The sequence below is a fragment of the Sorangium sp. So ce381 genome (assembly GCF_051473845.1).
GTDB classification, from domain to species: Bacteria; Myxococcota_A; Polyangia; order Polyangiales; family Polyangiaceae; genus Sorangium; species Sorangium atrum.
This window is the reverse complement of the sequence record NZ_CP150336.1, coordinates 11,192,137-11,216,103: the sequence shown is the minus strand read 5'-3', so window position 1 is coordinate 11,216,103 and position 23,967 is coordinate 11,192,137. Positions and strand designations below refer to the sequence as shown.

Here is a 23,967-nt window from a genome sequence, read left to right as displayed (position 1 = left end):
CGGGCCTGCCCAGGGCTGCGCCCGCGCCCCGCTGCTACCCTCGCCGCCGATGGCCGCCACGACGATCCCCCCGCTCTCGCGCCGGCGCGCGCTGCTCGGCCTCGCCGCGCTCGCCGCGCCCTCGTGCAGGCGAGGCACCTCGCCGCCGGCGCCGGAGGCGGCGGCCCCCTCGGCCTGGAAGGATCTCCCGTTCGAGCCCGCCTCCGAGGGCGAAGACCCGCAGCGCGCGCTGCTCCTCGCGCCCGAGGACGCGCCGGCGCCGCCGCTGCTCGTCGCGCTGCACGGGCGCGGCGAGGCGGTGCGGGGCCTCGAGGTCGGCGCGCGCGGGTGGCGCGACGACTACGGCCTCGACGCGGCCCTGAAGCGCCTCCGCTCGCCGCCGCTCACGCCGGACGATCTCGGGCAGATGGTGACGCCCGAGCGGCTCGCGCAGCTCAACGCCTCGCTGAAGGAGCACCCCTACCGCGGGCTGTGCATCGCCACGCCGTTCACGCCCGACCTCCGCGACCGCTCCGTCGAGGGGGCCGCGGGCTTCGGCCGTTTCCTCGTGGAGCGGCTCCTGCCGCGGGCGCGCGCCGAGGGCGGCTGCCAGGCCGCACGCGAGGCCACCGGCATCGACGGCGTGAGCCTCGGCGGCCGCCTCGCGCTGCTCGTCGGCCTGTCGTTCCCCGACGTCTTCGGCGCGGTCGGCGCCCTGCAGCCCGCGGTGCGGGCGGGCGAGGCGGAGATGTTCTCCGCGCTCGCGCGCCGGGCCATGGAGCGCCGCGCGGTCGCGCTCCGGCTCGTGTCGAGCGAGGCCGACCCCTTCTTGCCCGCCATCCAGGCGCTCAGCGATCGGCTGCGGCAGGACGGCGTGACGCACACCCTGCTCGTCGTGCCCGGCCCGCACGACTACGCCTGGAATCGGGGGCCGGGCGGCGTTGAAATGGTGCTCTGGCACGAGCGGATCCAGCGCGGTTTGCCGCCGCCGTGATCGCGGCGGCCCGGCCGTCACAAGCCCCTGACCCAGGCCGCCGAACCGTGTTACTCCCTCGGCATCGACGTGGCCGATCCCACACGCACCGCCCGCGCCGACGGCGCGACCGACCCGCCCACCGTGCGCGAGTGGCTCAAGCCGCTCGAGAGCGCCGGCCTGCGCCGCCACACGAGCGCGAAGCGCGTCGGCGGCAAGGCGGCCTCGCTCGGGCGCCTGCTCCGCGACGGCTTCCCGGTGCCGCGCGGGTGGGTGCTCGACGCGCGGTGCTTCACGGAGCTCGTCGACCGGCAGCTGCCGCCGGGGCACGACCTCGCCACGCTGATCCGGCTCTCGGGCACGAGGGCGGGCGTCGACAGGGCGGCGCGCGCGCGCGACCGCATCCTGAATGAGCCGCTACCCGAGGCGCTCTCGGCCGCGCTGCAGGCGCTCTGGCAGGCCGTCGAGCAGGAGGCGCCGTGGGGCCTCGCGGTGCGGTCCAGCGCCACGTGCGAGGACAGCGAGGAGACGTCGATGGCGGGGCTCGCGACGACCGTGCTCGGCGTGCGCGGCGAGGCCGGGCTCGACGCCGCGATCCGGCAGGTCTGGGCGAGCGCCTTCCTGCCGCGCGCGCTCGCGTACCTCGCGCACGCCGGCGTCCGTGACGTCGCGATGGGCGTCGTGCTGCAGGTGATGGTGCGCGCCGAGGCCGCGGGCGTGCTGTTCACCGCGCCCCCGCCGGGGCTCGAGGGCGAGCACTGGCACGCCGGCGAGCGGCTCGTGAACGCAACGCTCGGGCTCGGCGCCCCGGTCGTCGACGGCGCCGCGGCGGCCGACACGATCCGGCTCGCGCGCGACGGCGGCAGGGTCGTCGCGTCGGCGGTGGCGCAGAAGCGGCGCGCGCTCGTCGTGGGCGCGGCCGGGCTCGAGGAGGTCCCGGTGCCCGAGGCGAGCGCCGAGCAGCCGGCGCTCGGCGAGGCCGCGCTGCGGCAGCTCGCCGAGCTCGCCGAGCGGCTCGAGCAGGGCGGCAAGGGCCCGTTCGACGTGGAGTTCGCGGTCGAGGCGGTCCCGCCGGGCGCGGCGCTCGTGGTCGACGGGGAAGCGCCTTCCGGCCAGCCGGAGGGCGCCGCCGCGGCGGACGCGCCCTCTCCGGCGGCGTCGGAGGCCGGCGAAGGCGCGCCCTCGGCGGTGGCGTCGGCGGGCGGCGAGGGCGTGCCCTCACCAGCGGCGGCGTCGGAGGCCGGCGAAGGCGCGCCCTCCTCGGTGGCGCGGCGCGTGTGGCTGCTCCAGGTGCGCCCGGTGAGCGGCGGCGGCTTCCCCGAGGGCGGCGACGCCGACACGATCTGGTCGCGCGCCAACGTGGGCGAGGCGCTCCCCGGGGCCGCGACGCCGCTCACCTGGTCGGTGGCGCGGGCGTTCTCCGACCGCGGCTTCCGCGAGGCGTTCGCCGCGCTCGGCTGCCGCGTGCCGCGGGGCGCGCGCCTCGTGGCCAACGTGCACGGGCGCTTCTACCTCAACCTCACGGCCTTCATGCGGATCGCGGCGCAGGTCCCGGGGCTCTCGCCGCGCGCGCTGCTCGGCATGAGCGGCGGGGCGAGCGAGGCGCTCATCGCGCGGCTCGCCGAGCAGAGCGAGGGCGTCTCGCGGCGCGGCTTCTATGCGCGGCTGCCGCTCACGGGGCCGCGGCTCCTCCTCCGGCAGGCGCGGCTCGAGCGCGAGGTGGCGGCCTACGAGGGCGAGGCGCTCTGGGCGCAGCGCGCCCTCTCCGAGCTCGACATGACGCTCCTGCCGGACGACGCCATCGGCACCACGCTCCGGAGCGTCTTCCTGCTGCTCGAGCGGACCGGCACGCGGATGCTTCACTGCGCGTCGGCGTCGCTCGCGAGCCACCTCGCGCTGTGCAAGGCGCTCGAGCGCATCGCGGGCCGCCGCGCCTCCGCGCGCTCCGCCTCCGGGGAGGCGCACCTCGACGCGCCGGCCGGGCGCGCGGAGACGAACGTCGAGCACCTGGCGCAGGTGCTCGCGGGCGGCGTGCGCGAGCTCGACAGCGCGGGGCCGGGCATCGAGCTCGCGCGGGTCGCCGAGCTCGTCCTGCAGGATCGGACGGCGCGCGAGCGGCTCCTCTCCGGCGGGGTCCTGTGGCCGCGCGACCTGCCCGAGGGGCCGGCGCGCGACGCGTACGCGCGGTTCCTCGACGCCTACGGCGATCGCGCGGTGCGCGAGGCGGAGCTCGCGACGCCGCGCTGGCGGGAGGACCCGTCGCCGGTCGTCGCGATGCTCACGGCGTCGCTGCGCGGGGCGCCGGGCGATCCGGAGCGCGCGCTCGCGCGCGCCCGGGCGCTCGCCGATCGGGAGATGGCGATGCTCGAGACGCGCGTGCCGCGGCTTGAGCTCGCGCTCCTGCGCGCGCTCGTCGGCCGCGCGCAGCGCTACGTGCGCCTGCGGGAGCGCATGCGCACGTGGGTGACGCGCGTGCTCGGCATGCTGCGCAGGGTCGCGCTCGACATCGACCGGCGCCTCCGGCGCCTCGATCCCTCGCTGGAGCCCGGCAGCGTCTTCTTCTGCACCTACGAGGAGCTCGTGACGGCGCTCTCCAGCGGCCGCGCCGACGTGGGCCACCTCGTCCGGCTGCGGCGCGCCGAGCACCTCCGCGACGCCGCGCGCCCCGATCCGCCGGCCACGTTCATCGGCCGGCCGCCGCCGGTCGTGCTGCCGCCCGCGTCCGGGGAGCGCCTGCTCGGGCTGCCGGCGAGCCCTGGGGTCGTCGAGGGGCGGGCCCGCGTGCTCGAGCCGGGCGCCTCGGCGCTCGACGCGGTGGCGCCGGGGGAGGTGCTGGTCGCGCGCACGACCGACGTCGGCCTCTCGCCGCTGTTCCTGGTGGCCGCCGCGGTCGTGACCGAGCTCGGCGGCCCCATGTCGCACGCCTCGATCGTCGCGCGGGAGTACGGCATCCCTGCGGTGGTGAACGTCCCCGGCGTGACGCTGGCGATCAAGACGGGCGATCGGCTCCGGATCGACGGCGATCGCGGCGTGGTCGAGCGCCTGGACGAGCGCGCCTCGCCGTCGTCGCCGGGCGTCGTCGCCGAGGGAGCTCCTGGCGGCGGCGCCGCGCCGCTCGCGGCGCCGCCCGGATGACGGCCGCGCGCTTCCGCGTCGGGCCCTCGGACGGCCCCACGGTGGCCGACGTCCTCGAGCGCGCGGGCGGCGCGTCGCGGGGCATCGCGGGCGCTGCGGCGGAGGGGCGCGCGTTCCTGAACGGCCGGCGCGCGCGGCCCGGCGACGCGGTCGCGCTCGGCGACGAGCTCGCCGTGTGGCCGGCGCGGCGCGACGCGCCGGGGGCGCCGCCGGTGGAGGTGCTGGCGCGCTGGGGGGAGCTCCTCGTCGCGTCGAAGCCTGCGGCGCTGCCGACCGAGCCGGAGCGCCGGGGCACGCGGTCGCTGGTCACGGAGATCGCCGAGCTGCTCGGGCTGCGCGACCTGCCGCACGCGGCCTCGCGGCTCGACGTCGGCGTGAGCGGCGCGGTGCTGTGCGCGACGGGCGCGCGGGGCCGGCGGCACCTGGCGGCGATGCGCGAGGCGGGGCGCATCGCGCGGGTCTACGTGGGCATCGCCGGGGGTCGCGTCGATGGGGCGGGCACGTGGGACGCCCCCATCGGCGCGGCGCGGGCGCGGGGCGGTCGCAGCCTGCCCGCGGTGGGCGGCGCCGACGCGAGGGACGCGGCGACGCGTTACCGCGCGGTCGCCTCGGCGGGCCGCGGCGCGGCGCCGGCCACGCTGCTGCGCCTGGATCCGGTGACGGGCCGCACGCACCAGCTCCGGGTGCACGCGGCGCACGCGGCGGCGCCGCTCCTTGGCGATCGCGACCATGGCGGGGCCAGGTCGGTGACCACGGCGAAGGGCAGGGTGATCCCGCTCTCGCGCGTCGCGCTGCACGCCTTGCGCGTCACGGTGCCGGACGAGCGCGGCGAGCTCTGCGCGGCGATCTCGCCGGTGCCGGACGAGCTCCGCGAGCTCTGGGGGGCGCTCGACGGCGACGGCTCGGCGTGGGATGAGGTGCTCTCCGCGCCGCTCGAGGCGGCCCTGCCGCTCGGTGCTCCTTCCGGTACCAGATGACCTCGCCTCGCCCTTTCACCCGCGCTGCCCTGGGGATCCTCGCTGGTCTTGCGCTCGCCGCCGCTGGCGTGGTCGCCGTGGCCGAGCCGGAGTCCCCGCCGACGCGCGCCGGGTATGCGCCGGACCCTGCCGCGCGGCCGAGCGCGAAGCAGTGGGTCTTCGACGTGCACTATGCGAAGGGGAGGGGCTCGATCGTGCGGGTGCGACCGGTGACGCTCGACCGGCCTCTGGCGACGGCGCGCGTGATGGGCCGGTTCGCGATCGAGCTGTACGTCGGCCAGGAGCTGCTCGATCGGGTCCGCTTCGACGTGCCGCTGACGGGGGACGCGCCGGACCGGCCGCCGGGCGCCCTGCTCCGCCGTCCGACGTTCGACAGCGGCGTGACGACGCGGCTGCGCGTGCAGATGGCGGACAACCCGCGCGCGAGCTGGGCCAAGCTGGTGGACCGGAAGACGGGCGCGGAGGAGCGCTTCCTCTGGCCGCCGGAGCCGGACGGCCGCCTCGTGTCGCTGAGCGCGCAGGGCGGGGTGACGGTCGACGGAGGCGCGCCGGGGGATGCGGGCAAGCTGCCGGCGGACGCCGGGGGATCGGCGGACGCGGGCTGGCCGGACGCTGGCCCCGATGGGGGCTTTCCGCCGGTGGACGCGGGGTGGCAAGACGCGGGCAGGCTGCCGGTGGACGCGGGGTGGCCGGACGCGGGATGGCCGCCCGTGGACGCGGGGTGGCCGGACGCGGGATGGCCGCCGGTGGACGCGGGGCGGCCTCCGGATGCCGGATCGCCGCCGGATCCGTTCAAGCCGCGGCGGAAGTAGCGCGCCCTGCCTGAGCTGCGGTACCTTGGCGGGCATGCAGGACCGCTCGCTCGCTGTCGTCGCATCGCTCGCTCTCGCTGTCGTCTTCTCCGCGGCGCCGGTCGCCGCTCAGCCGCCTGCGGGCAAGGAGAAGCCGCAGGCAGCCGCGCCCGAGCCGGCGGCGGCCGCGCCCGATGCTGCTTCTTCGCAGCGCAAAGATCCCAACGGGCACACCGGCATCAGCCCCTACACCGAGCAGATCCTGAAGGGCCAGGCGTCGTTCGTGGCGCGCGACATCCCGGGCGCGATCGCGGGGTTCCAGGAGGCGATCAAGCAGGACTCCTCGAAGATGCTCGGCTTCTATCTGCTCGGCGAGGCGATGCTCGAGTCCGGCAACACGGCGGAGGCCGAGACGGCCTGGACGACGGCGCTCGGCAAGAAGGGCCCGGACGAGCTCCACGCCAAGGTGCTCTTCTGCCTCGCCGATCTGCGCGAGCGGCTGAAGAACTGGCAGGCGGCGAAGGAGGCGTGGGGGGCCTACAGCACGTACCTGACGAGCAACCCCAAGGCGACCGGCTACCCGGCGACCGCGGCGGAGCGGCAGAAGCAGCTCGACCGGCGCATCAAGGACGAGAAGGACTACGCCGCGGTCAAGGAGCGCATCGTCCAGCGCGAGGCCGAGCGCCAGAAGGAAGCCGAAGAGAACGCCAAGAAGGACAAGATGAACCGGTAGCGCGCCCTCGGCCGCGCGCGGCCCCCGCCGCGCTCCTACCCGCGGCGCCAGCCGTCGCTGGGTTGGGCCCCCGCCTCCGTCCATCGATAGAACCCTTCCCCCGTCTTCTTCCCGAGCTTCCCCGCACGCACCATCTGCCGCAGGATCACCGGCGGCCGGAACTGCTCCCCCACCTCGCGGTGGAGGTGCTCCAGGATGGCGAGCCGCACGTCGAGCCCCACGAGATCCGTCAGCTTGAGCGGCCCCATCGGGTGCCGGTACCCGAGCTCCATCGCCCGATCGATGTCGACGGCCGACGCCACCCCGGCCTCCAGCATCCGCATCGCCTCTGCGCCGAGCGCCACGCCGAGCCGGCTCGTCGCGAAGCCGGGCGTGTCGTTCACCACGATCGGCGTCTTGCCCAGGCGCCTCGCCACCGAGAGCGCCGCCGTCACCGTCGCCTCGTCGGTCTCGAGCCCCCGCACCACCTCGAGCAGCTCCATCACCGGCGGCGGGTTGAAGAAGTGCAGGCCGATCGTGCGCCCGCCCGCGCCGAGCCGGCGCCCGAGCTCCGTGATGCTCAGGCTCGACGTGTTCGTGCCGAACAGCGCCCTCTCCGGCGCCGCCGCCTTCACCCGGCCGAGCACCTCGACCTTGAGGTCCATCCGCTCGGGCACCGCCTCGATCACGAGATCGGCGTCCGCCGCAGCGTGCTCGAGATCCGGAGACGCCACGAGCATCCCGATCATCTCGCTGCGCGCCTCGTTGAGCATCTTGCCCTTCTGGACGAGGCGATCGGTCGTGCGCTTGATGTCCTCGATCGCCGCGCCGATCCGCGCGGCGTCGACGTCGTAGAGGCGCGTCACGTAGCCGGCGACCGCCGTGACCTGCGCGATCCCCTGGCCCATCGTGCCCGCGCCGAGCACAAGCACCGTGCGCATCCGCGCTGCGGCGGGGTCCACCACGATCTCGCTCACTTCGGCGGAGCCGGGGCGCCGTCCTTCTGCCGCGCATCCATGCGCTTGCGCACCAGCTCCACCTCCTGGGGCGTCAGCTTGCGCAGGTTCGCCGGCCCCGGCGCGGCGGTGCCCGCCGCGCGCTCGGCCCCGGCGGCGCGCAGGGCCTCCGCGGCCGGCCCCGCCTCGGGCCCCGTCGGCGCCGCCGGGCGCGCGCCAGGCTGAGCCGCCGGGCGAGCCTCGGCGGTCGCGGGGCGGGCGCCAGCCGGAGCCGGGCGAGCCTCGGCGGCAGCCGGGCGCGCGCGCGCCGGCGCGGCCTGCCCCGCGGCGCCGTCGTCGCCGCTGCTCATCGCAAGAAAGGTGACGCCAGCCACCACGAAGACCGCGAGCCCCAGCGCAGGGACCCAGTTCGGGGTAGGCGGCTCGTCCGCCGGCAGCGCGCGGGCGGGCTCCCCGTCGAAGCCATGGTGATCGCTCACGTCGTGCGCCGGGGCCGCGTGAGCCTCGTGATGGGCCGTGCTCATGCGCGGACAGTTGCCGTACTTCGAAAGCGGCGTCGAGGGGGTTCCACGCCCTTCCACGCCCTTCCACGCCTCGCCCCACGCCCTTCCACGCCCCGCCGGCCAGAACGGCCGGGCGCGCTCAGCCCGCGAGGCTCCGGTGGCTGTCGAGCGCCGCGCGCTGATCCGCGAGATCGTCGCCGTAGACGGCCTCGATCGCCTCCGCCGCGAGGCGGTGCTGCCGCTCCGCCGTCTCCTTCGGCTGCATCCCGTACGCGGCGTCGCGGATCAGCACCGTGCAGAACTCGAAGCGGTGCTCCCCCATCCGCGACCAGATCCGCTGCGCCTCGCCGAAGCGCAGGTGATCCACGAGCGCCGAGGCGTCCGGGATCATCCGGGCGAGCACGCGCGTGTCGAACTCGCGCCCCAGCACCGCCGCGGAGATCACCGTCTGCCGCGTCCGCGGCTCGAGCCGCTCGAGCCGCGCGACGAGCAGGCTGTTCACGGTCCGCGGCGGCATGAACCGGCTCGAGCGCGCGGCGTCGTGGGCCGACCCGTACCGCCCGTCCTCCAGCCAGTACGCGAGGATCTCCTGCGCGAAGAACGGGTTCCCCCCCGCGGTCTGGCCGAGCAGCGACCCGAGCATCGTGGGGAGCGGGCCGCCGAAGAACGGCTCCGCGAGCGCGAGCAGCCGCTCCGCCGGGAGCGGCGCGATCTCGATCACCTGCGACGGGATGCCGGCGTCGAGCGGGATGCGCGCGTCCACCCCCTCCCCCGAGGACACCCCAGGCCGCGCCGAGCAGATCACCGCCAGCGGCAGGTCCCTGCAGGCGGCCGTGATCGCGCGCACCGCGTCGAGCGAGGTCCGATCGGCCCACTGCGCGTCGTCGAGGTGCACCACCACCGGCTGCAGCGAGCTCTCCGCGACGAGCAGCGCGGCGAGCGCCCCGAGGGCCTCGTCGCGCCACCCGGCCTCGGCCCCCGCCTCCTGGCCGCGCAGCCTGAGCAGCCGCGCGAGCGCCTCGCGCGACCTGTCGATCCCGGCCCGCACCTCGGTCCAGCTCTCGGGCAGCCGCTCCAGGAGCAGCTCCAGCGCGAGATCGAGCCCCGCCTCCTTGGCGCGCTGGCCGAGCTCCGACGAGATCCCGAGGTACTCCTTGAGCGCGAACTCGAACGCGTAGAGCGGGGTCCTCAGCGTCTGATCGCAGCGGGCCTCGATCCACAGCAGCGGGCGCATGTCCATGAGCTGCGCGCGCTGGTGGCGGTAGCTGTGCACGAGGTAGCTCTTGCCGATGCCCGCCTCGCCGAGGATGTACACGACGCCCGCGGAGCGCCCGGCGAACAGGGGCTCGAGCGCCTGCGTGAGCCGCCCGAGCTCGACCTCGCGGCCGATGGGGCCGAGATCGTAGAACTCCTCCTGCACCGCGATGCGCCGCCGCTCGAGCGAGTAGACGAGGATCGGCAGGTCGAACCCGTCGAACCGGAAGATGTTCTCCGTCGACCACTGGTGGCTCGCCTCGCCCGCGCGGAACGCCCGCTCGTCCGCCCAGATCGACGACGGCGCGGCCTTCCGCGCGATCTGCGCGGCGAGGTGGATGGCGCGGCCGACGCACGCGAACTCGCGGCGGCCCACGGCGCCGAAGAAGCCGACGAGGCAGCGCGCGCGGGTGACGCCCACCGCGAGCCGGGGCACGCCGAGGCCGTTGCTCTTCAGCTCGAGCGCGAAGTCGAGGGCGCGATCGTGGTCGCTCTCGTGCGCGACGGGCGCGCCGAAGTAGAACTGCGCGCCGAGGCCGCGCTCCGTCACGGTCATGCCGGCGAACGTCGCGCCGTACATCGCCGAGATCTCGTGCAGCTGCTGGAGGAGCTCGGTCGGGCTCTCCACCCGATCGAGCGAGACGGACACCGTCGTCACCTCGCGGATCTCGCCCTCCGGCGCGAGATCGCCCGCGCCCGGCGGCAGGAACGCCTCGACGTCCGCGTCCGTCGGCGCCGACGCGATCGTCAGCGAGGGGGGCCCGCTCAGGAGATCGGCCTCGTCGAGGTCCGCCACGCTCTCCCGCGCGCTGGCCGCGGGGAGCCGCTCGCGGAAGCTGCGATCGAGGTGGAGCTCGCTGTCGTCCACCCCGCGGTCGGTCGCCTGGCAGGCCTCCATCGCGGGGCCGTAGATCAGGAAGTACGCGCGATCCGGGGCGATGCGCACGATCGTCCAGTGGACAGTGCCCCAGGCGAGCCCGATCCTGAACGGCGTCTGCGCGCCCCCGGCGCCCAGCGCGCGCCGCGCCGCGAGCTCCAGCAGGCTGCGCCGCATCGCGAGCGCCGCGCTGCGCGCGTGCCGGGTGACGTTGCGCCCCGGCCGATCGGGGAAGAGCGCGGTGAACCCGCCGCCGGGCGACAGCGTCGCGACGAACCCGCCCGACTGGTGCACGGCCTCGAACAGCGGATCGAAGAACGAGCGCAGCGCCTCCGGATCGAGCGTCTGGCGCGCGATCATCTGCTCGGCGAGCTCCACGACCGCCGGCAGCGAGACGTGCAGGACAGCCGCGTCGACCGCGCCCGCGTATTGCCCTTCGGCGTCCTGTTCGAGGATGAAGTCCGGGACGAGCGGATTCATGTCGAAACTCTATCGGGTATCTCCGCCCGACACGAGCGCGGCGGGAGGGACGCTCGCGCCCCGGGCGAGCGCACCCGGGGGTGCGCGGAAGAGGCTGTTGTTACGGAAGCGCGCCGCGAGGGTCGTTCAGGACATGTGAAGGGAGGGGTGCGCAGGAGAGAGCCTCCGCGCGTGGGCGGAGGTCGGTCCCGTCGGTTTCGGCAGCTTCGTCGGTTTCGTCGGTTTCGTCGGTTTCGTCGGTTTCGTCGGTTTCGTCGGTTCCGTGAGTTCCGTCAGAACGGCGGAGCCGACAGGCCGTCGACCGGCACCAGGCGGGAGGTGAAGAAGACGCGCACCGTGCCGAGCTCGAGGCGCGCGCCCTCGAGCGTGAAGGGCACCTTGCGGGTCTCTCCCGCGAGGCGCAGGGTCAGCTCGCCGCGCACGGGGCCCGGCGCGCTGGCCCCGGGGGTGGAGGCGCTGGCGTCCTCCACGGCCGACGCGCGCGCGATCTCGACGATGTAGCTCCCCTTGGGGAGGCTCCGCAGCGCGAGGGACTCCGACCGCGTGCTCGTCGCGTCGCGCGAGCGCACACCCACCGACGGGAGGGTTGCGCCCATCCACGAGACGCGCCGCCCCTGCGCGTCGATGAGGGAGAGGTCGAGGTCGGCGCCGCCGGTCCACTCGGCGCTGAGCCGCACGTCGCCGGGCAGGTCGGCGGCCGGCGCCGCGTCCGGCTGCGCGAGCCGCCGGTCGATCTCCGCGCGGACGGCGGAGGTCGCGTCGAGGCGCAGCTGGCTCGCGAGCTCGCTCATGCCGCCCTCGCCGGCGCACCGGATCGCGGCGGCGACGAGCTTCGCGTCGGCGGGCGCGAGGTCCGCGAGCGCCACCCGGTGCTGGCACGCGAACGCGGGCCGCCCCGCGGCGTCCCAGAGCTCGGCGAGCCGCGTCTGGGTGGCTCGGTCGCCGGGGCGCACGTCGGCGAGGCCGCCGAGGATGCGCGCGGCGCGGTCGCGCTGGCCCTGCCGCGCCGCGAGGTCGGCGCGGGCGATGAGCGCGTCGGGATCGAGCGCGTCGCGCCCGCTCCAGCGCGCGGTCAGCTCCTGGGCCTCGCCGAGGCGGCCGGTCGTGGCGTAGAGCGCGTAGAGGCCCACCGTCCTGTCGCGGCTGTCCGGGGCCGCCGCCAGCGCCGCCTCGGCGGCCGTGGTCTTCGCGGCGCTCTCGGGCGCGAGCGTGTTCGTCGCGTCGAAGCTCACCTTGCGATCGAACACCCGGCGCATCGGGATCATCCGCCGCGGCCGCGGGCGCGACCACTCCTCGGCGGCGACGAGGCCGTCGTCGGACGATCTCCTGGCGCGATCGTCCAGCGGCGGCGCCGGCTTCGGCTCCGCGGGCGCGGCGGCCGTCGGCGCCGGCGGGGGCGCCGGCATGTCGGCGTCCAACGACTTGTCGAACCGGCGCTGCGGCTTGGCGGGCGACGCCGGGCGGGCGCCCGCCGACGTGCGCGACTCCGCCTTCGCGGCCGGCGCGGCGTCCGGCCAGCCGGAGCCGCCGCCGCCCCTGCCGCTGCCCGACAGGCCAAGGCCCGCCCCGAGCGCGTCGCCCTTCTCCTCGGCGCCCTCGTCCGCCGCGTCGGGCTCCTCCCCCTCGGCGCTCGCGCTCACGCGCTCGGCCTGCTCCTCGCCCGTGAACGCGGAGGTGATGCCGCCTCGATCGAGGCCGAACGCCTTGAACATCGCCTCGCTCTCCAGGACGAGCAGCGAGGTGAACCGGCTCGCCACGGAGAAGCGCCGCGACAGCTCGATGATGGCGGGCTTCTGCGCGTCGCCGCCGCTCTCCTCGAGCTCCGCGATCTTCGCCGCGGCGTAGAGGCGCGGGACGAAGGCGTTGCCCGCGCCGGTCGTGGCGACGATGTTGACGGGGTAGGTCTGCTCGAAGCGCTCGCCCGAGACGCGGCCGCGGACGCGGATCGCGCCGGTGACGTCGGCCCCGGAGCTCATCCGGGCCACGACGAGCGCCTCGCCGCCGGCGCGGATCGGGTCGAGCCGCGCCGGCGTGACCTGGGTCAGGCCGGGGGGCAGCTCGATCTCGGGATCGCGCAGCGCGAGGCCGTACGCCGCGCCGAGGACCGACTGCGCCGCGCTCGCGACCTTCTGGCCGGGCACGTAGGGGACCATCACCCCGCCGCCGCCCCGCGCGAGCGCCCTGAGCGACGTGGTGTCCGCGTCGCTCCCGAGCGCGACCGCGACCACGGCGGCGGCGCCGTCCGCGGGGATCGCGCCGCGCACCGCGGCCTCGATGTGGGCGGGGCGCGTCGGGCCGACCGAGGGCGTGCCGTCGCCGAGGTAGATGATCCGGAGCTCCTTGCCGTCGAGCGGGCCGGCGGCCGCGCGCGCCGCGATCATCGCCGCGGCGAGATCGCTGCCGCCGTCGGGCTCGATGCCGCCGAGGAAGCGCTCGACCTCGCCCGCCGAGGCGGCGCCGGGGGCCATGGGGCGCGCGGCGCCGCCCTGGCCGGCGTCGCCGAGCGAGCGGCAGAGGGTGTCGCAGGCGAGCACGACGACCTCGTCGCGCCGGTCCATCTCGCGGACGAGCGACGAGGCGAGCCGCGTCGCGCGGGCGAACCGCTCGCCGACCATGGATCGGCTCGAGTCGACGACGATCGCGTGGCGCCGCGAGGTCGACGCCTGCCACCGCGGGAGCCGGGGCCGGATCGCGATCGCGACGTACGGCGACGTGTCGCTCGCGATGGCCTGCGCCGCGGCGAGGGAGGCCTCGTGCTCCGCGCCGTCGCGCTTCGACGTGCCGGCCGCGCCGCGCCACGGCTGAGATGCCGCGGGTGGCGTGGCCGGCGGCGGGGCGGGGGGCATCCGGTAGGCCCAGGCGGTGACGGGCCGGTCGCGATCGGGGAGCGCGTACTCGACTGTGAGGTCGCCGGCCGGCGTGAAGCCGCGGGCCTCCAGCGTGCGGCGGTCGGCCGCGCCGTCCGCGGGGGCGGCGGCGAGCTCGTAGCCGCGCGTCGCGACGCCGAACTCCCGGTCGTGGCCGAGCACCTGCACGTCGAGCGAGAAGTCGCCGATGTTCGTCGTGCCGCTCTGGTCGTGCGCGAGCGGGTAGGTGAAGCGCCGGACGCCGCCGGCCTGCTCGACGAGCTGCGTGTAGGTGAGCACGACGCGCCGCGAGCCGCGCTTCGGGATGGGGAAGATGCGCAGCTCGAACCGGCCGCCCCGCTGCCACTCGAGCAGCGCGGGGTCGCGCCACGGGCCGGGGACCCAGATGATCTCCTCGCGCGGCTTGGGCGCCTTGGGGGCGGCGTTCTGGATGACGCCGCGCCAGATCGCGGCCCCGCGATCGCGATCGACGAACGCGCCCTCGACCAGCTTGCCGTCCACCTCGAGCGCGAGCCGCTCGATCTGCGCGCCCGGCGGGAGCGGGAACCGGAAGATGCCCTCGAGCTCCTCGTCGGTGTCGTTGGCGAAGGTCTCGTCGATCTCCGTCCTGGCGACGACGTCGACGATCCGCACCTTGACGGCGTGTCTGGCGAGCCGGACGGCCCGCTCTTTTTCCTGCGTCGCGCCCGGCTTGCGCGCCCTGAGCTCGCCGAGGCCGCGGAGCGCCGGGGCGTCGGCCTCTTCGGCGGAGCGGTCGCTCCACTCGAGCGTGTCGGCGAGCGACGTCGCGCTCGCGACCTCCGGCGCTGCGCCCTTCGCGAGCGTCGCCTCCTCGCCGGCGCGCACCTCGACGGGCTCGCCGCGCTCACCGGTGACGCGCACGGCGCCGCGGGCCACCTCGACCGAGGCGCGCGCGGCGCCGGCGGTGATCGCGAGCTTGGTCCCGAGCACCTCGATCTGGCCGTGCGGCACCTCGATGCGCGCGGGCGGCGCGCCGGGGGCCGGCGTGACGTCGAGGACGACGGCGCCCTCGTCGACGCGCGCGCGGCGGCCGTCGCCTGCGATCCACACGCGGGAGCCGCGGTCGATGGCGAGCGCCGAGCCGTCCGCGAGCGACAGGTGGGCGCGCGTCCGCGCGTCGGTGCGCAGGGTCGCGCCCTCCGGCAGCGCGGCGCCCGCGGCGAGCGGCGCGCAGGCGCCCGCGGCGTCGCACGCCGCGAGGCCGCCCGACTTGTCGGCCGACGCGCGCGACACCGAGGCGATCTTGCCGGACCATGGCGCTCCGGTCGCCGCGGCGACGGACGGCGCCGTTGTTTCGCCGCCGCGCCGCAGAGCGACCCCGACCGTTACCGCCGCCGCCGCGGCCAGGGCGGCGGCGGCGAAGGCCGAGCGCCGCCCGAAGGTCGTGCGGCGCGCCGCCGGCGCGGTTCGCTCCGGAATCGTGGAGCGCGGTCCGCCGGTGCGCGCCTCGGCCGCGCCGGATCGCGCTCCGGAAGTGTCGGATCGCGGCCTGGGCGTAAGGGAACGCCACGCGGGCGTGTCGGATCGCTGCTCGGCGATGTCGGATCGCCCTTCGGCGATGTCGGATCGCCCTTCGGCGATGTCGGAGCGCCGCTCGGCGATGTCGGAGCGCCCTTCGGCGATGTCGGATCGCCCTTCAGCGGTGTCGGCTCGCCCTTCGGCGATTTCGGCTCGTCCTTCGGCGATGTCGGATCGAGCGTCGGCCGTGTCGGATCGTTGCTCGGCGATGTCCGATCGCCCTTCGGCGATGTCCGATCGCACCTCGGTCGCGCTGGATCGCACGCCTGCGGCGCCGTGTTGCTCCTCGGCCGCCACCTTCAGGATCGCGCCGCTCGTCGCGCCCTCCGAGGGGCGCGCCGCCTCGAGCCGCCGGAGCAGCGCCTCGGTGAAGCCGTCCGCCGGCCGGAAGTCCGCGCCGGCCGCCGCGGCCATCTCCGCGGCGCGCGCTGCGTCGTGGCGGAGGTCGCGGCATGCGTCGCAGCCGGCGATGTGCTCGTACAGCGCCGGCCGCGCCGTCCCGTCGAGCACCTCCGCGAGCTGCTCCTCGACCTCGCCGCAAAGCCCAACCGAACCCGTTCCTGTCGCGCCCATCGCCCTCACTCCTCGCCCAGCTCGGCCCTGAGCCGCGAAAGCGCGCGGCTCACCCGCTTCCGCGCCGCCGCCTCGTCGATCCCGCACGCGATGGCCACCTCCTTGAAGGAGAGGCCCGCCTCGAAGCGCAGCACCACCGCCTCGCGCTCGCTCGGCTTCAGCCGCGAGAGCGCGGCGCGGGCGCGCTCGGCCCGCTCGCGCTCCGCCGCGAGCTCGCTCGCGTCGGGCCGCGGCCGGGTGTCGTGGACGAGGCGCAGCCGCGCCTCGCGCCGCGCCCTGAGCTCCGTGTGCCGCCCGCAGAGGCGCCGCGCGATCCCGAAGAGCCAGGCCCGCACGCTCCCCTCGGCGCGGTACTGCGGGAAGGCGTCGAACGCCGCGAGCAGCGTCTCCTGCACCAGCTCCTCGCTCTCGGCCTGCGAGCCCGTGAACGCCATGCACAGCCGGCCCAGCGGCATGGCGTAGGCCTTCGCACACCGCGACAGCGCTTCCCGGAAGTCGCCTGTCCCGATCAGCCCCTCGATCGCGCGCGCCTCGTCGGCCCGCGCGTCGCCCTCCGACCCAACGAGCGCTAACCCCGCTGCCATCGCTGCCTCATCGCCAGCCATGTGCCCCCGTCCCTCGAGTTCGTGACCGGTTTTTTTTCGCCCCCGCCCCCGGCGGACTCCGGTGCCCGATCCCACAGTACAGGGCGGTCCGGCCTTTGCCTTTTGCAATGCGATCCGCGCCGCCGCAGAATCGGCCGTCGCCTCAGGAGCCGCGCTTATGAACGAGACAAGCCCGCCTGGTGTCACAAAGGCCGCCGCGCCCCGAGGCGCGGCGCCGAGCGATCCCGTTGACAGGTCGCGTGTGAAGCGATGGAGACGGTCGCTGGCGCTCGCCGCCGCCGTGTCCGCCGCCGCAGCGCTCGCCGCTCCCGCGGCGCTCGCGCAGGGCGCGCCGGGCGAGGCGCAGGTTCAGGGGGAAGGTGAAGCCCCGCCGGCCGGCAAGCGGGCGGTGCTCCCGACCCGGGTCAGCGCGGGCGGGAAGGAGAAGAAGGCGGCCGCCGCCGAGCCGAAGGGGGGCCCGGCCGAGAAGGACAAGGCGGAGCCGTCGGTGGAGGAGCGCGCCGCGCGCGGCGTGGTCGTCATCGAGCGCGGCGGGCAGGTCCTCGGCCTCGGCGCGGCGCTCGCCGGCGATGGGCGCATCCTGACGGCGCTCTCGCCGCTCGGCGCGGGCAACGACCTCACGGCGCGCCTCGCCGACGGGACCACCGTGCGGGTGAAGCTCGGCCACCACGACCGCGTGTGGGATCTCGCGCTGCTCGTGCCGCAGACCGGCAAGTGGACCGAGGGGCTCACCGCCTCGTCGCGCGATCCGGTGCGGCCGGACGCGCAGATCCGCTCGTTCTCGGCGGCGCGCGGCAAGGTCGCGGCCACCTCGCTCGTGCTGCGATCGCACCGGACGCTGATCGGCGGCGACGACCGGCCGCTCGAGCGCGCGATCGAGCTCGGCTCGCGCGTCTCGCCGCTCGATCTGGGCGCGCCCATCATCGACGAGGACGGCCGCGTGGTCGCGATCCTGGGCCGCGGCTGCGCCCCGAACGAGGGCAAGCCGTGCACGCCCGTCGCGTTCGGCGTGCCGATCGGCGCGGTCAGGGCGTTCCTTCGCGCGGTGCCGAAGGCGGCCGTGCCGCCCGCGGCGTGGCTCGGGATCCAGGGCGTCAGCGAGGCGGCGCCGGTCGCCAAGGGGGTCCGGGTCACCGTGGTGCACCCCGAGAGCCCTGCGGACGAGGCCCGCTTGACGGGCGGCGATCGCGCGGAGAGCGACATGATCCTCGCCGTCGACGGCGTGCCCGTCACGAGCCCCGAGGCGCTCTCCGACGCGATCCGGACGCACGCGGTCGGCGAGAAGGTCCCGCTCACCTTGCTGAGCCGCGGGAAGTACCGGCAGGTCACGGTCGTGCTCCGCGCTGCCCCCGATCCGTCGGCCGCCGCGGCGAAGCGGCCGGAGGCCGAGCTCCCGCCGCCGAGCTCGGGCGGCAAGGCGACCGAGGAGTACCGCAAGTAGGCAAAAAATGATGCGGGGCCGCGCGCGGATTCTATAAGCTCGGCGCTCGGGCCCGATCCGGTTGACACCCCGTCAACCGAACCTCCAGGATCGGGCTCGAGCGGCTCGGACGGGCGCGCTCGCGGTTCTCATTCAACCCCGCGCCTCGCGCGGGGCCATCGATCGGGTGATCCGTGTCCCAAACGTTTCGAATCGAAGTGGCCGGCGAGACGAACGTCGGGCGCAAGCGCAACCACAACGAGGACAACTTCGGCATCATGGTCGAGTACGGCCTCTTCATGGTCGCCGATGGGATGGGGGGGCATGCGTCGGGCGAGGTTGCGTCGAAGATGGCCGTCGACGCGATGCAGGACTTCTTCGCCCAGACGCAGGACGACCCGGAGCGGACCTGGCCCTACAAGATGGACCGGTCCAAGGGCTACGAAGAGAACCGGCTGATCACGGGGATCAAGCTCGCCAACCTGCGGATCTACGAGACCGCGCAGCGCGAGGCGAAGAAGCGGGGCATGGGGACGACGTTCGTCGGCATCTTCACGGCGAACGACGGCGTGTACGTCGCCCACGTCGGCGACAGCCGGGTCTACCGCTTCCGCGAGGGCCGGCTCGAGATGCTCACCGAGGACCACTCGCTCCTCAACGACTACATCAAGATGAAGCGGCTCACGCCCGAGGAGATCGCGAACTTCCCGCACAAGAACGTGATCGTGCGCGCGCTCGGGATGAAGGACACGGTCAAGGTCGACACCCGCTTCGAGGTGCCGCAGCTGAACGACACGTACATCCTCTGCTCCGACGGGCTCTCCGGGCCGGTGAGCGATCTGGAGATGACCCAGATCCTGACGGAGCATCAGGACATCCAGGTCGCGACCGCCAAGATGATCGAGCGCGCCAACGAGAACGGCGGGCCCGACAACGTGACGTGCGTCCTGGTTCGCTGGACTCAGTGAGCAGCGCCGCGTTCTCCTACATCCCAACGTTTACCTGGTCGTGAACGTGAACGTAGTCGTGAACGTGGACGTTTACGTGGTCGTGGTCGTGGTCGTTCACGGCATATCGTTGACGACCACGACCACGACCACGTAAACGTCCACGACCACGTTCGCGTCCACGTAAACGTTCACGTTGGTGACCGGGGGTGGGGGGCGGGCGTCGTGCCCTGAGCGTGACCGAACGAGCTTGGTCAACGCCTGCGGGGGAACCTGGGAGCGACCGGCGATCAGGGCAGGGCGCCGCCGCTCCAGGGGATCAGGACCAGGAAGACGAAGGCGATGAGAGCGAGCATGAAGAGGCTCGTCATCAGGTAGGTCGAGCGCGGCGAACGCGCGGTGCTCCAGCCGTCGCCGTAGAACTTCCCGCGCGAGCGCACCCGGATCCGGCGCTGCACGCCGCGGAGAAGGCTCGGCGGCGCGGCGGGCGGCGGACGCATCGCGCCTCGGACCAGCTCGCGCAGATCGAGCTCGTCCACGAGCGGCAACGAGCCTTCCTCGGGGAGGTCGCCTTCCTCGGGGAAGTCATCGTCTTCGGGGAGATCGTCTCGGGGCGCGGCGGCGGCGGGCGGGCGCTCCACGGGGGGAGCCGTGGGACGGCTGCCGCTCTCCGCGCCCGAAGCGGCCGGCTCATCGGATTGCCCCGTGCGCTTCGGGTCGTCCGCTTCGCTCATTTCCCGCCTCTCACCTTCTCGCCCATCATCTTCTCGACAAGCGCGCGGAGCTGCCCGCGCGCGCGATGGATCCGGCTCTTCACGGTCCCATCCGGCAAACCCGTCACCGAGGCGATTTCTTCGTAGGACATGTCCTCCACGTCGCGAAGGATGAGCGCCTCCCGGAACTCGGGATCGAGCTGGCCGATGGCGCGCTTCACCACCGCCTCGAGCTGCATCCCCTCCACCAGCTCGTCCGGGCGGCTCACGTCGCCGACGCTCACGCCCTTGGCCGCGGACAGCGGCACCCGCTCGGCCATGGCGTCGACGTCGTCCTGGGCGCCAGCGTGCCGCCGCGAGAGGTACTTCGTCCGGTTCTTGCAGAGATTCACGGCGATTCGATAGATCCACGTCGAGAGCTTCGATTCGCCGCGGAACTGATCGATCGCCTTGAAGACCTGCACGAAGACTTCCTGGGACACGTCCTCGGCCTCGTCACGCCGGCCGAGCATGCGGTAGACGAGCGCGAACACGCGGCGCTCGTACATGATCACGAGCTCGTTGAACGCGCTCTCGTCACGCGCGACGAGCCGCGCGATGAACTGCGCCTCGCCCGCCTCGAGCGGCGCCGCCGACGCGCGCTCGAGCTCCGCGCCCGCATGGGTCGGGGCTCCGCGTCCGCGGTCCGCATCACCATGGGCCGGGGCTCCGCGTCCGCGGGCCGCATCACCATGGGTCGGGGCTCCGCGTCCGCGGGCCGTATCTACATTCGGGGCTCCGCGTCCGCGGGCCGTATCTACATTCGGGGCTCCGCGTCCGCGGGCCCCTTCATCGCTCGCCACGCCGTCCGGTCCTCCAGGAGCCAGGGGCTCGCGCACGCCGCGCGGCAGGCGCGGAGCCCTCGGTGAGACCACGGTAAACAACCCCGGCTCGACCGCGCCAGACAATAGCGAGCGGATGACGGCGCAGGACGCTCCCCTGGGGCGGTGCGACCTCGCCCGAGGCGCGCCCGCCCGCGCGATGACGATCGGCCGCCATGACCCTCCTCAGAGGGCGCGGGTGCTCGATGGTTCCGGCGCGTGGATTCGAACCACGATTAGGGGATTCAAAGTCCCCCGTCCTGCCCTTGAACGACGCCGGAGTGCTGCGGGACGGAGCCGACCGCCGCGCGGCGCGCACCTTAGCGCGAGTCGCGCAGGATGGCACCCGTCCCGATCCAGGAGTCGGCTCTGCGGGCCGGATAGCTGATGCCGCGCGTGGCGTCCGCCTCGGATCGACCTCGCCTCAGGCGGAACTGCCCGCGCTCACGGCGGCCCGCCGGCGCCGGCTTCGCGCCGGACGCCGAGGCCTTCTCCGCCCGGTGGAGCGGCAACGCGGGCGCGTCGGTGTCCTCGACCGAGGCCGCGGCCGCTTCCCGGCGTGCCTGGGGTGCCTCCGGAGAAGCGCTGTCGCGCGCCTGGGGCGCCTCCGTCGCAGCGCCGTCGCGCGGCGAGGGGGCCTCCGTCGCCGCGCCGTCGCGCGCCTGGGTCGCGACGGGCGCTGCCACGGCGAGCGCCGCAGCGCCGGCCGTCTCGAGCTTCGGGGCAGGCAGGGCGATCTGCGCGGCGGCGGCCGCGACGCCCTGGGCCACGCCGGGGTGCGCAGCCGGCGCGGCCGCAGGCCTCGCAGGCGCGGCCGCAGGGGCGACCATGCTCAGCACCGAGAGGCCCAGCACGAGCACGAGCGCCGCGCTGCCCGCGGCCGCTCCGGCGGCGCCGCGAGAGACGCGGGCGCGCCGCGCGAGCCGCGACCAGGCGCCCGACACGCGCCCGCGCGACGTCTGATCCGCGTCGCGCGCGCCGCGCGCCGGCCCGAGCCCGGGCTTCGCGGCGCCGGGCCTCAGCGCCCCGGCGCTCGGGAGCGTGTCGGGCGGGGACGAGGGTGCAGCCGGGAAACCGGACGGAATGTCAAGAGAAATTGGCTGCGAAGGGCTGTCCTGCCGCAGCACGGTCTCGGTCAGCGGGAACCGGCCGAGGGTGAAGGCCTCGGCGCGCTCGCCGCGCGCCTTCGCGGGGGCGCCTTGGTGGAAGCGGGGCGCGACGGAGCTGAGGTCGTCCGGCGTCAGCGCGAAGCTGAGCGGGCCGGTGGACTCAGGCGCCTCGCCCACGGCGGAGAGGGCGGACGCCTCGTCGCGCGGGGGCGGCTGGGAAATCGTCCAGCCGAGCGCCTTCACCTCGCCGGCCGGCGTCCAGCACTCGAGGCCTTCGCGCCAGACCCGCGTGCTGTGGGGGAGCTCCCCCAGCTCCAGCGCGCGCCAGAGCGCGACCGTGCTCATCGCCTCGAGAAAGCCGCCGTGGTCGATGCACCAGGGCTTCGACTCCGTCGGGACCTCCTCCGCGCCGCCGGCGTGCGACGTGAACGGCATCGTGGGGGCGCTGCAGAGGCTGCTCAGCTGCCCCTGCCCGCACCCCTCCGCGCCGCCCGACGCCGGCACGCCGTCGTCAAGCCCCTCCACCTTGTACGCTGCGCTCGGGCCCATCGCTGTCTCCCTAGCGAGCCGCGGCGGCCCACCCGATGCTGCTTCCGGGTGCACCTCCGCTGCTCTCGTGCGTCGGTAGCGGATGCTGGCGCGGTGGGCCAAGAAAGGTGCCGGGCGGGGCAGGCGCCCAGGCCGGGAGCGCTGCGTCCGGCGGCAGGGCCCGCGGGGGCGCGTCGCGGCCTGACGTCAGAGGTCGGTGTAGTTGTCGGCGAACATCGCGCGCTGGCCGAGGAAGGCGATCTCGAGCATGCCGCCGACGCTCGTGCCCCCGGTCGAGCTACGGACCACGTTGAGCGCTGGCATCAGCCGGATGAGCCCGCGGTACTCCGTCCCCACCGGCGCGCGCGCCAGCGTCACGTGGACCGGGGCGCGCAGGCTGAGGCGGACATCGGCGGGCGCCTCGTCGTTGAGCGCGACAGCGACCTTCGCGCCGAGCGCCGCGCGGAACGAGGCGTTCGCCACCTTGTCGACGAGCCCGGCGTGCGCCGCGATCGTGAGCTCCTGGCTCTGCACCGGCGCGCCGAGCACCTCCTTCCTGCAGCGCGTGGCAGGGACGAAGGTGGTGGACTGGGTGACCGGATCCACGCCGTGGACGACGTCGCCCGCGGGCTCGCACCACTCGAGCGTGTCCGTCGACGCGGTCCAGCGCGAGTCGAACTTGATCTGCCCTTCGAGGGTGGGCGCGAGCTTCTTCCCGCCCTCTCCGACGTAGACCGCCGCCGCGCCGACGCTCCAGGGCACGGCGGTGAGCTCGCGCGGCGCGTAGGTCGGCGGCAGGCTCTGGTCGCGCCGCTCGGGGCCCGGACCCAGGTAGCTGAACCGGGTGCGGCCGACCGCGCCGCCGACGTAGAGGATCAGCGGCGGATACGCCGAGCTGCCCTCCCCCTCGAAGTCGAGGCGCGCGAACGAGGCGGACAGGCGCAGGGTGCCTGTGGGCGTCTGGGCCGAATCGTCGGTGCCGGAAAGGCCGATCAGCGTGGCCAGCCCGTTCTCGGCCGCCACCTCGGCCTCGATCACGGCGCTCACATCCCACGCCGTCGGGTCCGTCACCTCGCCGAAGCCGGCCAGCACGCCGAATCCGACCCGCGCGAGCGCCGCGCCGTCGGAGCTGCCCGTGACCTTGGCCGGAACGAGGTAGACGAGCTCGCGGCCCGTGGCGGCCGGCGAGATGGCCGCGCCCTGGGCTGGCGCGAGCGGCGCGATGGGGGCGGCCGGGGCGACCGGCGCAATGGCGCGGCCCGGCTGCGCGGGCGCCACGGCCGCGCCAGCGCCCGGCGTCGGCGCGGCAGGCGCGGCGGGTGTGCTCGGCGCGGCAGACGGGATCGGCGCCGTGGGGGCGCTGGCCGCCGTGGGGGCGCCGGGCGCAGTGGCGGCCGGCGCGGTGGCGGCCGGCGCGGTGGCGGCCGGCCGCGCCGGGGGCGCTGCGCCCGGCGGCACGGGAGCCGACGGCTGCCCCGCGCCCTGGGCGAGCGCGGGCGCGGCCAGCGTGAGCGAGAGCAGCGCGGCGGCGCGGCGGAGCAGCGGGGCGCCCCTCACGGCGCCACCGTGAACCGGAACGTGAGGCCGTCGTCGCCGCTCGACGTGTCGTATTCGGCGCGGGTGCTCTGGTTCGTCTTGGGATCGAAGGCGAAGATCTGGAACTTGCCGCTTCCGTTCCGGACCCTGAAGCGGAACACGTAGTTACCGGGATCCAGATCGAACTCGGGGAACACCGTGTTGCGGATCGAGAAAGGCTTCACCCCCGCCGGATCCGCGGCGGGCGCCGGGTCCTCGAACAGATAGCCGACGGCGCTGAGGTGATACTCGTCGCTGTGGAGCTTGAGCTTGATCCTCTTCATGGTCGCGCCCGATCCTCTCACACGCGCGCGGCACGGTACAGCGGCTGGAGGGTGCGCGACACGGCAGCGATCGGGCTCGCCCGACCGTCCAGGCGGTCGGCGTCCGGGGCGCGGCGAGAGATGGGTGCGGGCACAGGGCATGGAAGAGGGCGCTCGCCGTTCCGGGGAGGTGAGCGCTTGCAGAATGGGCAAGAGGGCGGCTTTGAGGGCCGCTTCCGGTGTGGAGACGAGAGGCTGCGGCGTGGAGACCATGGGCGGCCGCCGCGTGGCCGAAATCCGGCATACCGCGATAATCGATGCACACATACGC

17 protein-coding genes and 1 tRNA gene are annotated in these 23,967 nt (G+C 75.2%); 7 read left to right on the top strand and 11 right to left on the bottom strand.

The window, feature by feature from the left end:
• Positions 1–49 precede the first annotated feature (49 nt).
• From WMF29_RS42025 to WMF29_RS42005, 5 genes are all read left to right on the top strand, one after another.
• Positions 50–973, top strand: coding sequence for an alpha/beta hydrolase (locus tag WMF29_RS42025; protein WP_437325700.1), 924 nt, complete (start codon positions 50–52; stop codon positions 971–973).
• 69 nt (positions 974–1,042) lie between these two features.
• On the top strand, positions 1,043–4,087 hold the full coding sequence (locus WMF29_RS42020; protein WP_437325699.1) for a PEP/pyruvate-binding domain-containing protein: 3,045 nt from the start codon (positions 1,043–1,045) through the stop codon (positions 4,085–4,087).
• On the top strand, positions 4,084–5,064 hold the full coding sequence (locus WMF29_RS42015) for a pseudouridine synthase (protein WP_437325698.1): 981 nt from the start codon (positions 4,084–4,086) through the stop codon (positions 5,062–5,064). Before WMF29_RS42020 ends, WMF29_RS42015 begins: the two co-directional genes overlap by 4 nt.
• Entirely contained in the window at positions 5,061–5,876 is an 816-nt protein-coding gene (locus WMF29_RS42010; RefSeq protein ID WP_437325697.1) for a hypothetical protein, read from the top strand. The genes WMF29_RS42015 and WMF29_RS42010 overlap by 4 nt, the downstream gene beginning before the upstream one ends.
• A gap of 34 nt (positions 5,877–5,910) precedes the next feature.
• Positions 5,911–6,588, top strand: coding sequence for a tetratricopeptide repeat protein (locus WMF29_RS42005; RefSeq protein ID WP_437325696.1), 678 nt, complete (start codon positions 5,911–5,913; stop codon positions 6,586–6,588).
• 35 nt (positions 6,589–6,623) lie between these two features.
• Here WMF29_RS42005 and WMF29_RS42000 read toward each other — a convergent pair whose 3' ends face one another.
• The 5 genes from WMF29_RS42000 to WMF29_RS41980 form a co-directional block, all read right to left on the bottom strand.
• Positions 6,624–7,508 (bottom strand): 3-hydroxyacyl-CoA dehydrogenase family protein, encoded by an 885-nt coding sequence (locus WMF29_RS42000; RefSeq protein WP_437331221.1) that lies wholly within the window; start codon positions 7,506–7,508, stop codon positions 6,624–6,626.
• A 32-nt stretch (positions 7,509–7,540) separates the two neighbouring features.
• A complete protein-coding gene (locus WMF29_RS41995; RefSeq protein ID WP_437325695.1) occupies positions 7,541–8,047 on the bottom strand; it encodes a hypothetical protein in 507 nt (168 codons plus the stop codon).
• 118 nt (positions 8,048–8,165) lie between these two features.
• Positions 8,166–10,637: an AAA family ATPase gene (locus tag WMF29_RS41990; RefSeq protein ID WP_437325694.1), complete on the bottom strand. Its 2,472-nt coding sequence runs from the start codon at positions 10,635–10,637 to the stop codon at positions 8,166–8,168.
• Between the two features lie 272 nt (positions 10,638–10,909).
• The gene (locus WMF29_RS41985; RefSeq protein WP_437325693.1) at positions 10,910–15,616 is read right to left on the bottom strand and encodes a VIT domain-containing protein; all 4,707 of its coding nucleotides are present in this window, start codon (positions 15,614–15,616) and stop codon (positions 10,910–10,912) included.
• Between the two features lie 5 nt (positions 15,617–15,621).
• The gene (locus tag WMF29_RS41980) at positions 15,622–16,200 is read right to left on the bottom strand and encodes an RNA polymerase sigma factor (protein ID WP_437295745.1); all 579 of its coding nucleotides are present in this window, start codon (positions 16,198–16,200) and stop codon (positions 15,622–15,624) included.
• A gap of 262 nt (positions 16,201–16,462) precedes the next feature.
• On the opposite strand from WMF29_RS41980, the gene WMF29_RS41975 reads away from it, so the two are divergent.
• On the top strand, positions 16,463–17,662 hold the full coding sequence (locus WMF29_RS41975) for a S1C family serine protease (RefSeq protein WP_437325692.1): 1,200 nt from the start codon (positions 16,463–16,465) through the stop codon (positions 17,660–17,662).
• 173 nt (positions 17,663–17,835) lie between these two features.
• Positions 17,836–18,609: a Stp1/IreP family PP2C-type Ser/Thr phosphatase gene (locus tag WMF29_RS41970; RefSeq protein WP_272102167.1), complete on the top strand. Its 774-nt coding sequence runs from the start codon at positions 17,836–17,838 to the stop codon at positions 18,607–18,609.
• A gap of 269 nt (positions 18,610–18,878) precedes the next feature.
• Here the strand turns inward: WMF29_RS41970 and WMF29_RS41965 are convergent, their stop codons facing one another.
• The 6 genes from WMF29_RS41965 to WMF29_RS41940 all read right to left on the bottom strand — a co-directional run bounded on the left by WMF29_RS41965 (position 18,879) and on the right by WMF29_RS41940 (position 23,657).
• Entirely contained in the window at positions 18,879–19,322 is a 444-nt protein-coding gene (locus WMF29_RS41965; protein ID WP_437325691.1) for a hypothetical protein, read from the bottom strand.
• On the bottom strand, positions 19,319–19,900 hold the full coding sequence (locus WMF29_RS41960; RefSeq protein WP_044970125.1) for a sigma-70 family RNA polymerase sigma factor: 582 nt from the start codon (positions 19,898–19,900) through the stop codon (positions 19,319–19,321). Before WMF29_RS41960 ends, WMF29_RS41965 begins: the two co-directional genes overlap by 4 nt.
• 468 nt (positions 19,901–20,368) lie before the next feature.
• Positions 20,369–20,442: transfer RNA gene (locus tag WMF29_RS41955), tRNA-Gln, on the bottom strand.
• A 39-nt stretch (positions 20,443–20,481) separates the two neighbouring features.
• Positions 20,482–21,819 carry a hypothetical protein gene (locus WMF29_RS41950; protein ID WP_437325690.1) on the bottom strand — a complete coding sequence of 446 codons (1,338 nt, stop codon included), beginning with the start codon at positions 21,817–21,819 and terminating at the stop codon, positions 20,482–20,484.
• A gap of 186 nt (positions 21,820–22,005) precedes the next feature.
• Positions 22,006–23,355 (bottom strand): hypothetical protein, encoded by a 1,350-nt coding sequence (locus WMF29_RS41945; protein WP_437325689.1) that lies wholly within the window; start codon positions 23,353–23,355, stop codon positions 22,006–22,008.
• Positions 23,352–23,657 (bottom strand): hypothetical protein, encoded by a 306-nt coding sequence (locus WMF29_RS41940; RefSeq protein WP_437325688.1) that lies wholly within the window; start codon positions 23,655–23,657, stop codon positions 23,352–23,354. Before WMF29_RS41940 ends, WMF29_RS41945 begins: the two co-directional genes overlap by 4 nt.
• Positions 23,658–23,967 lie beyond the last annotated feature (310 nt).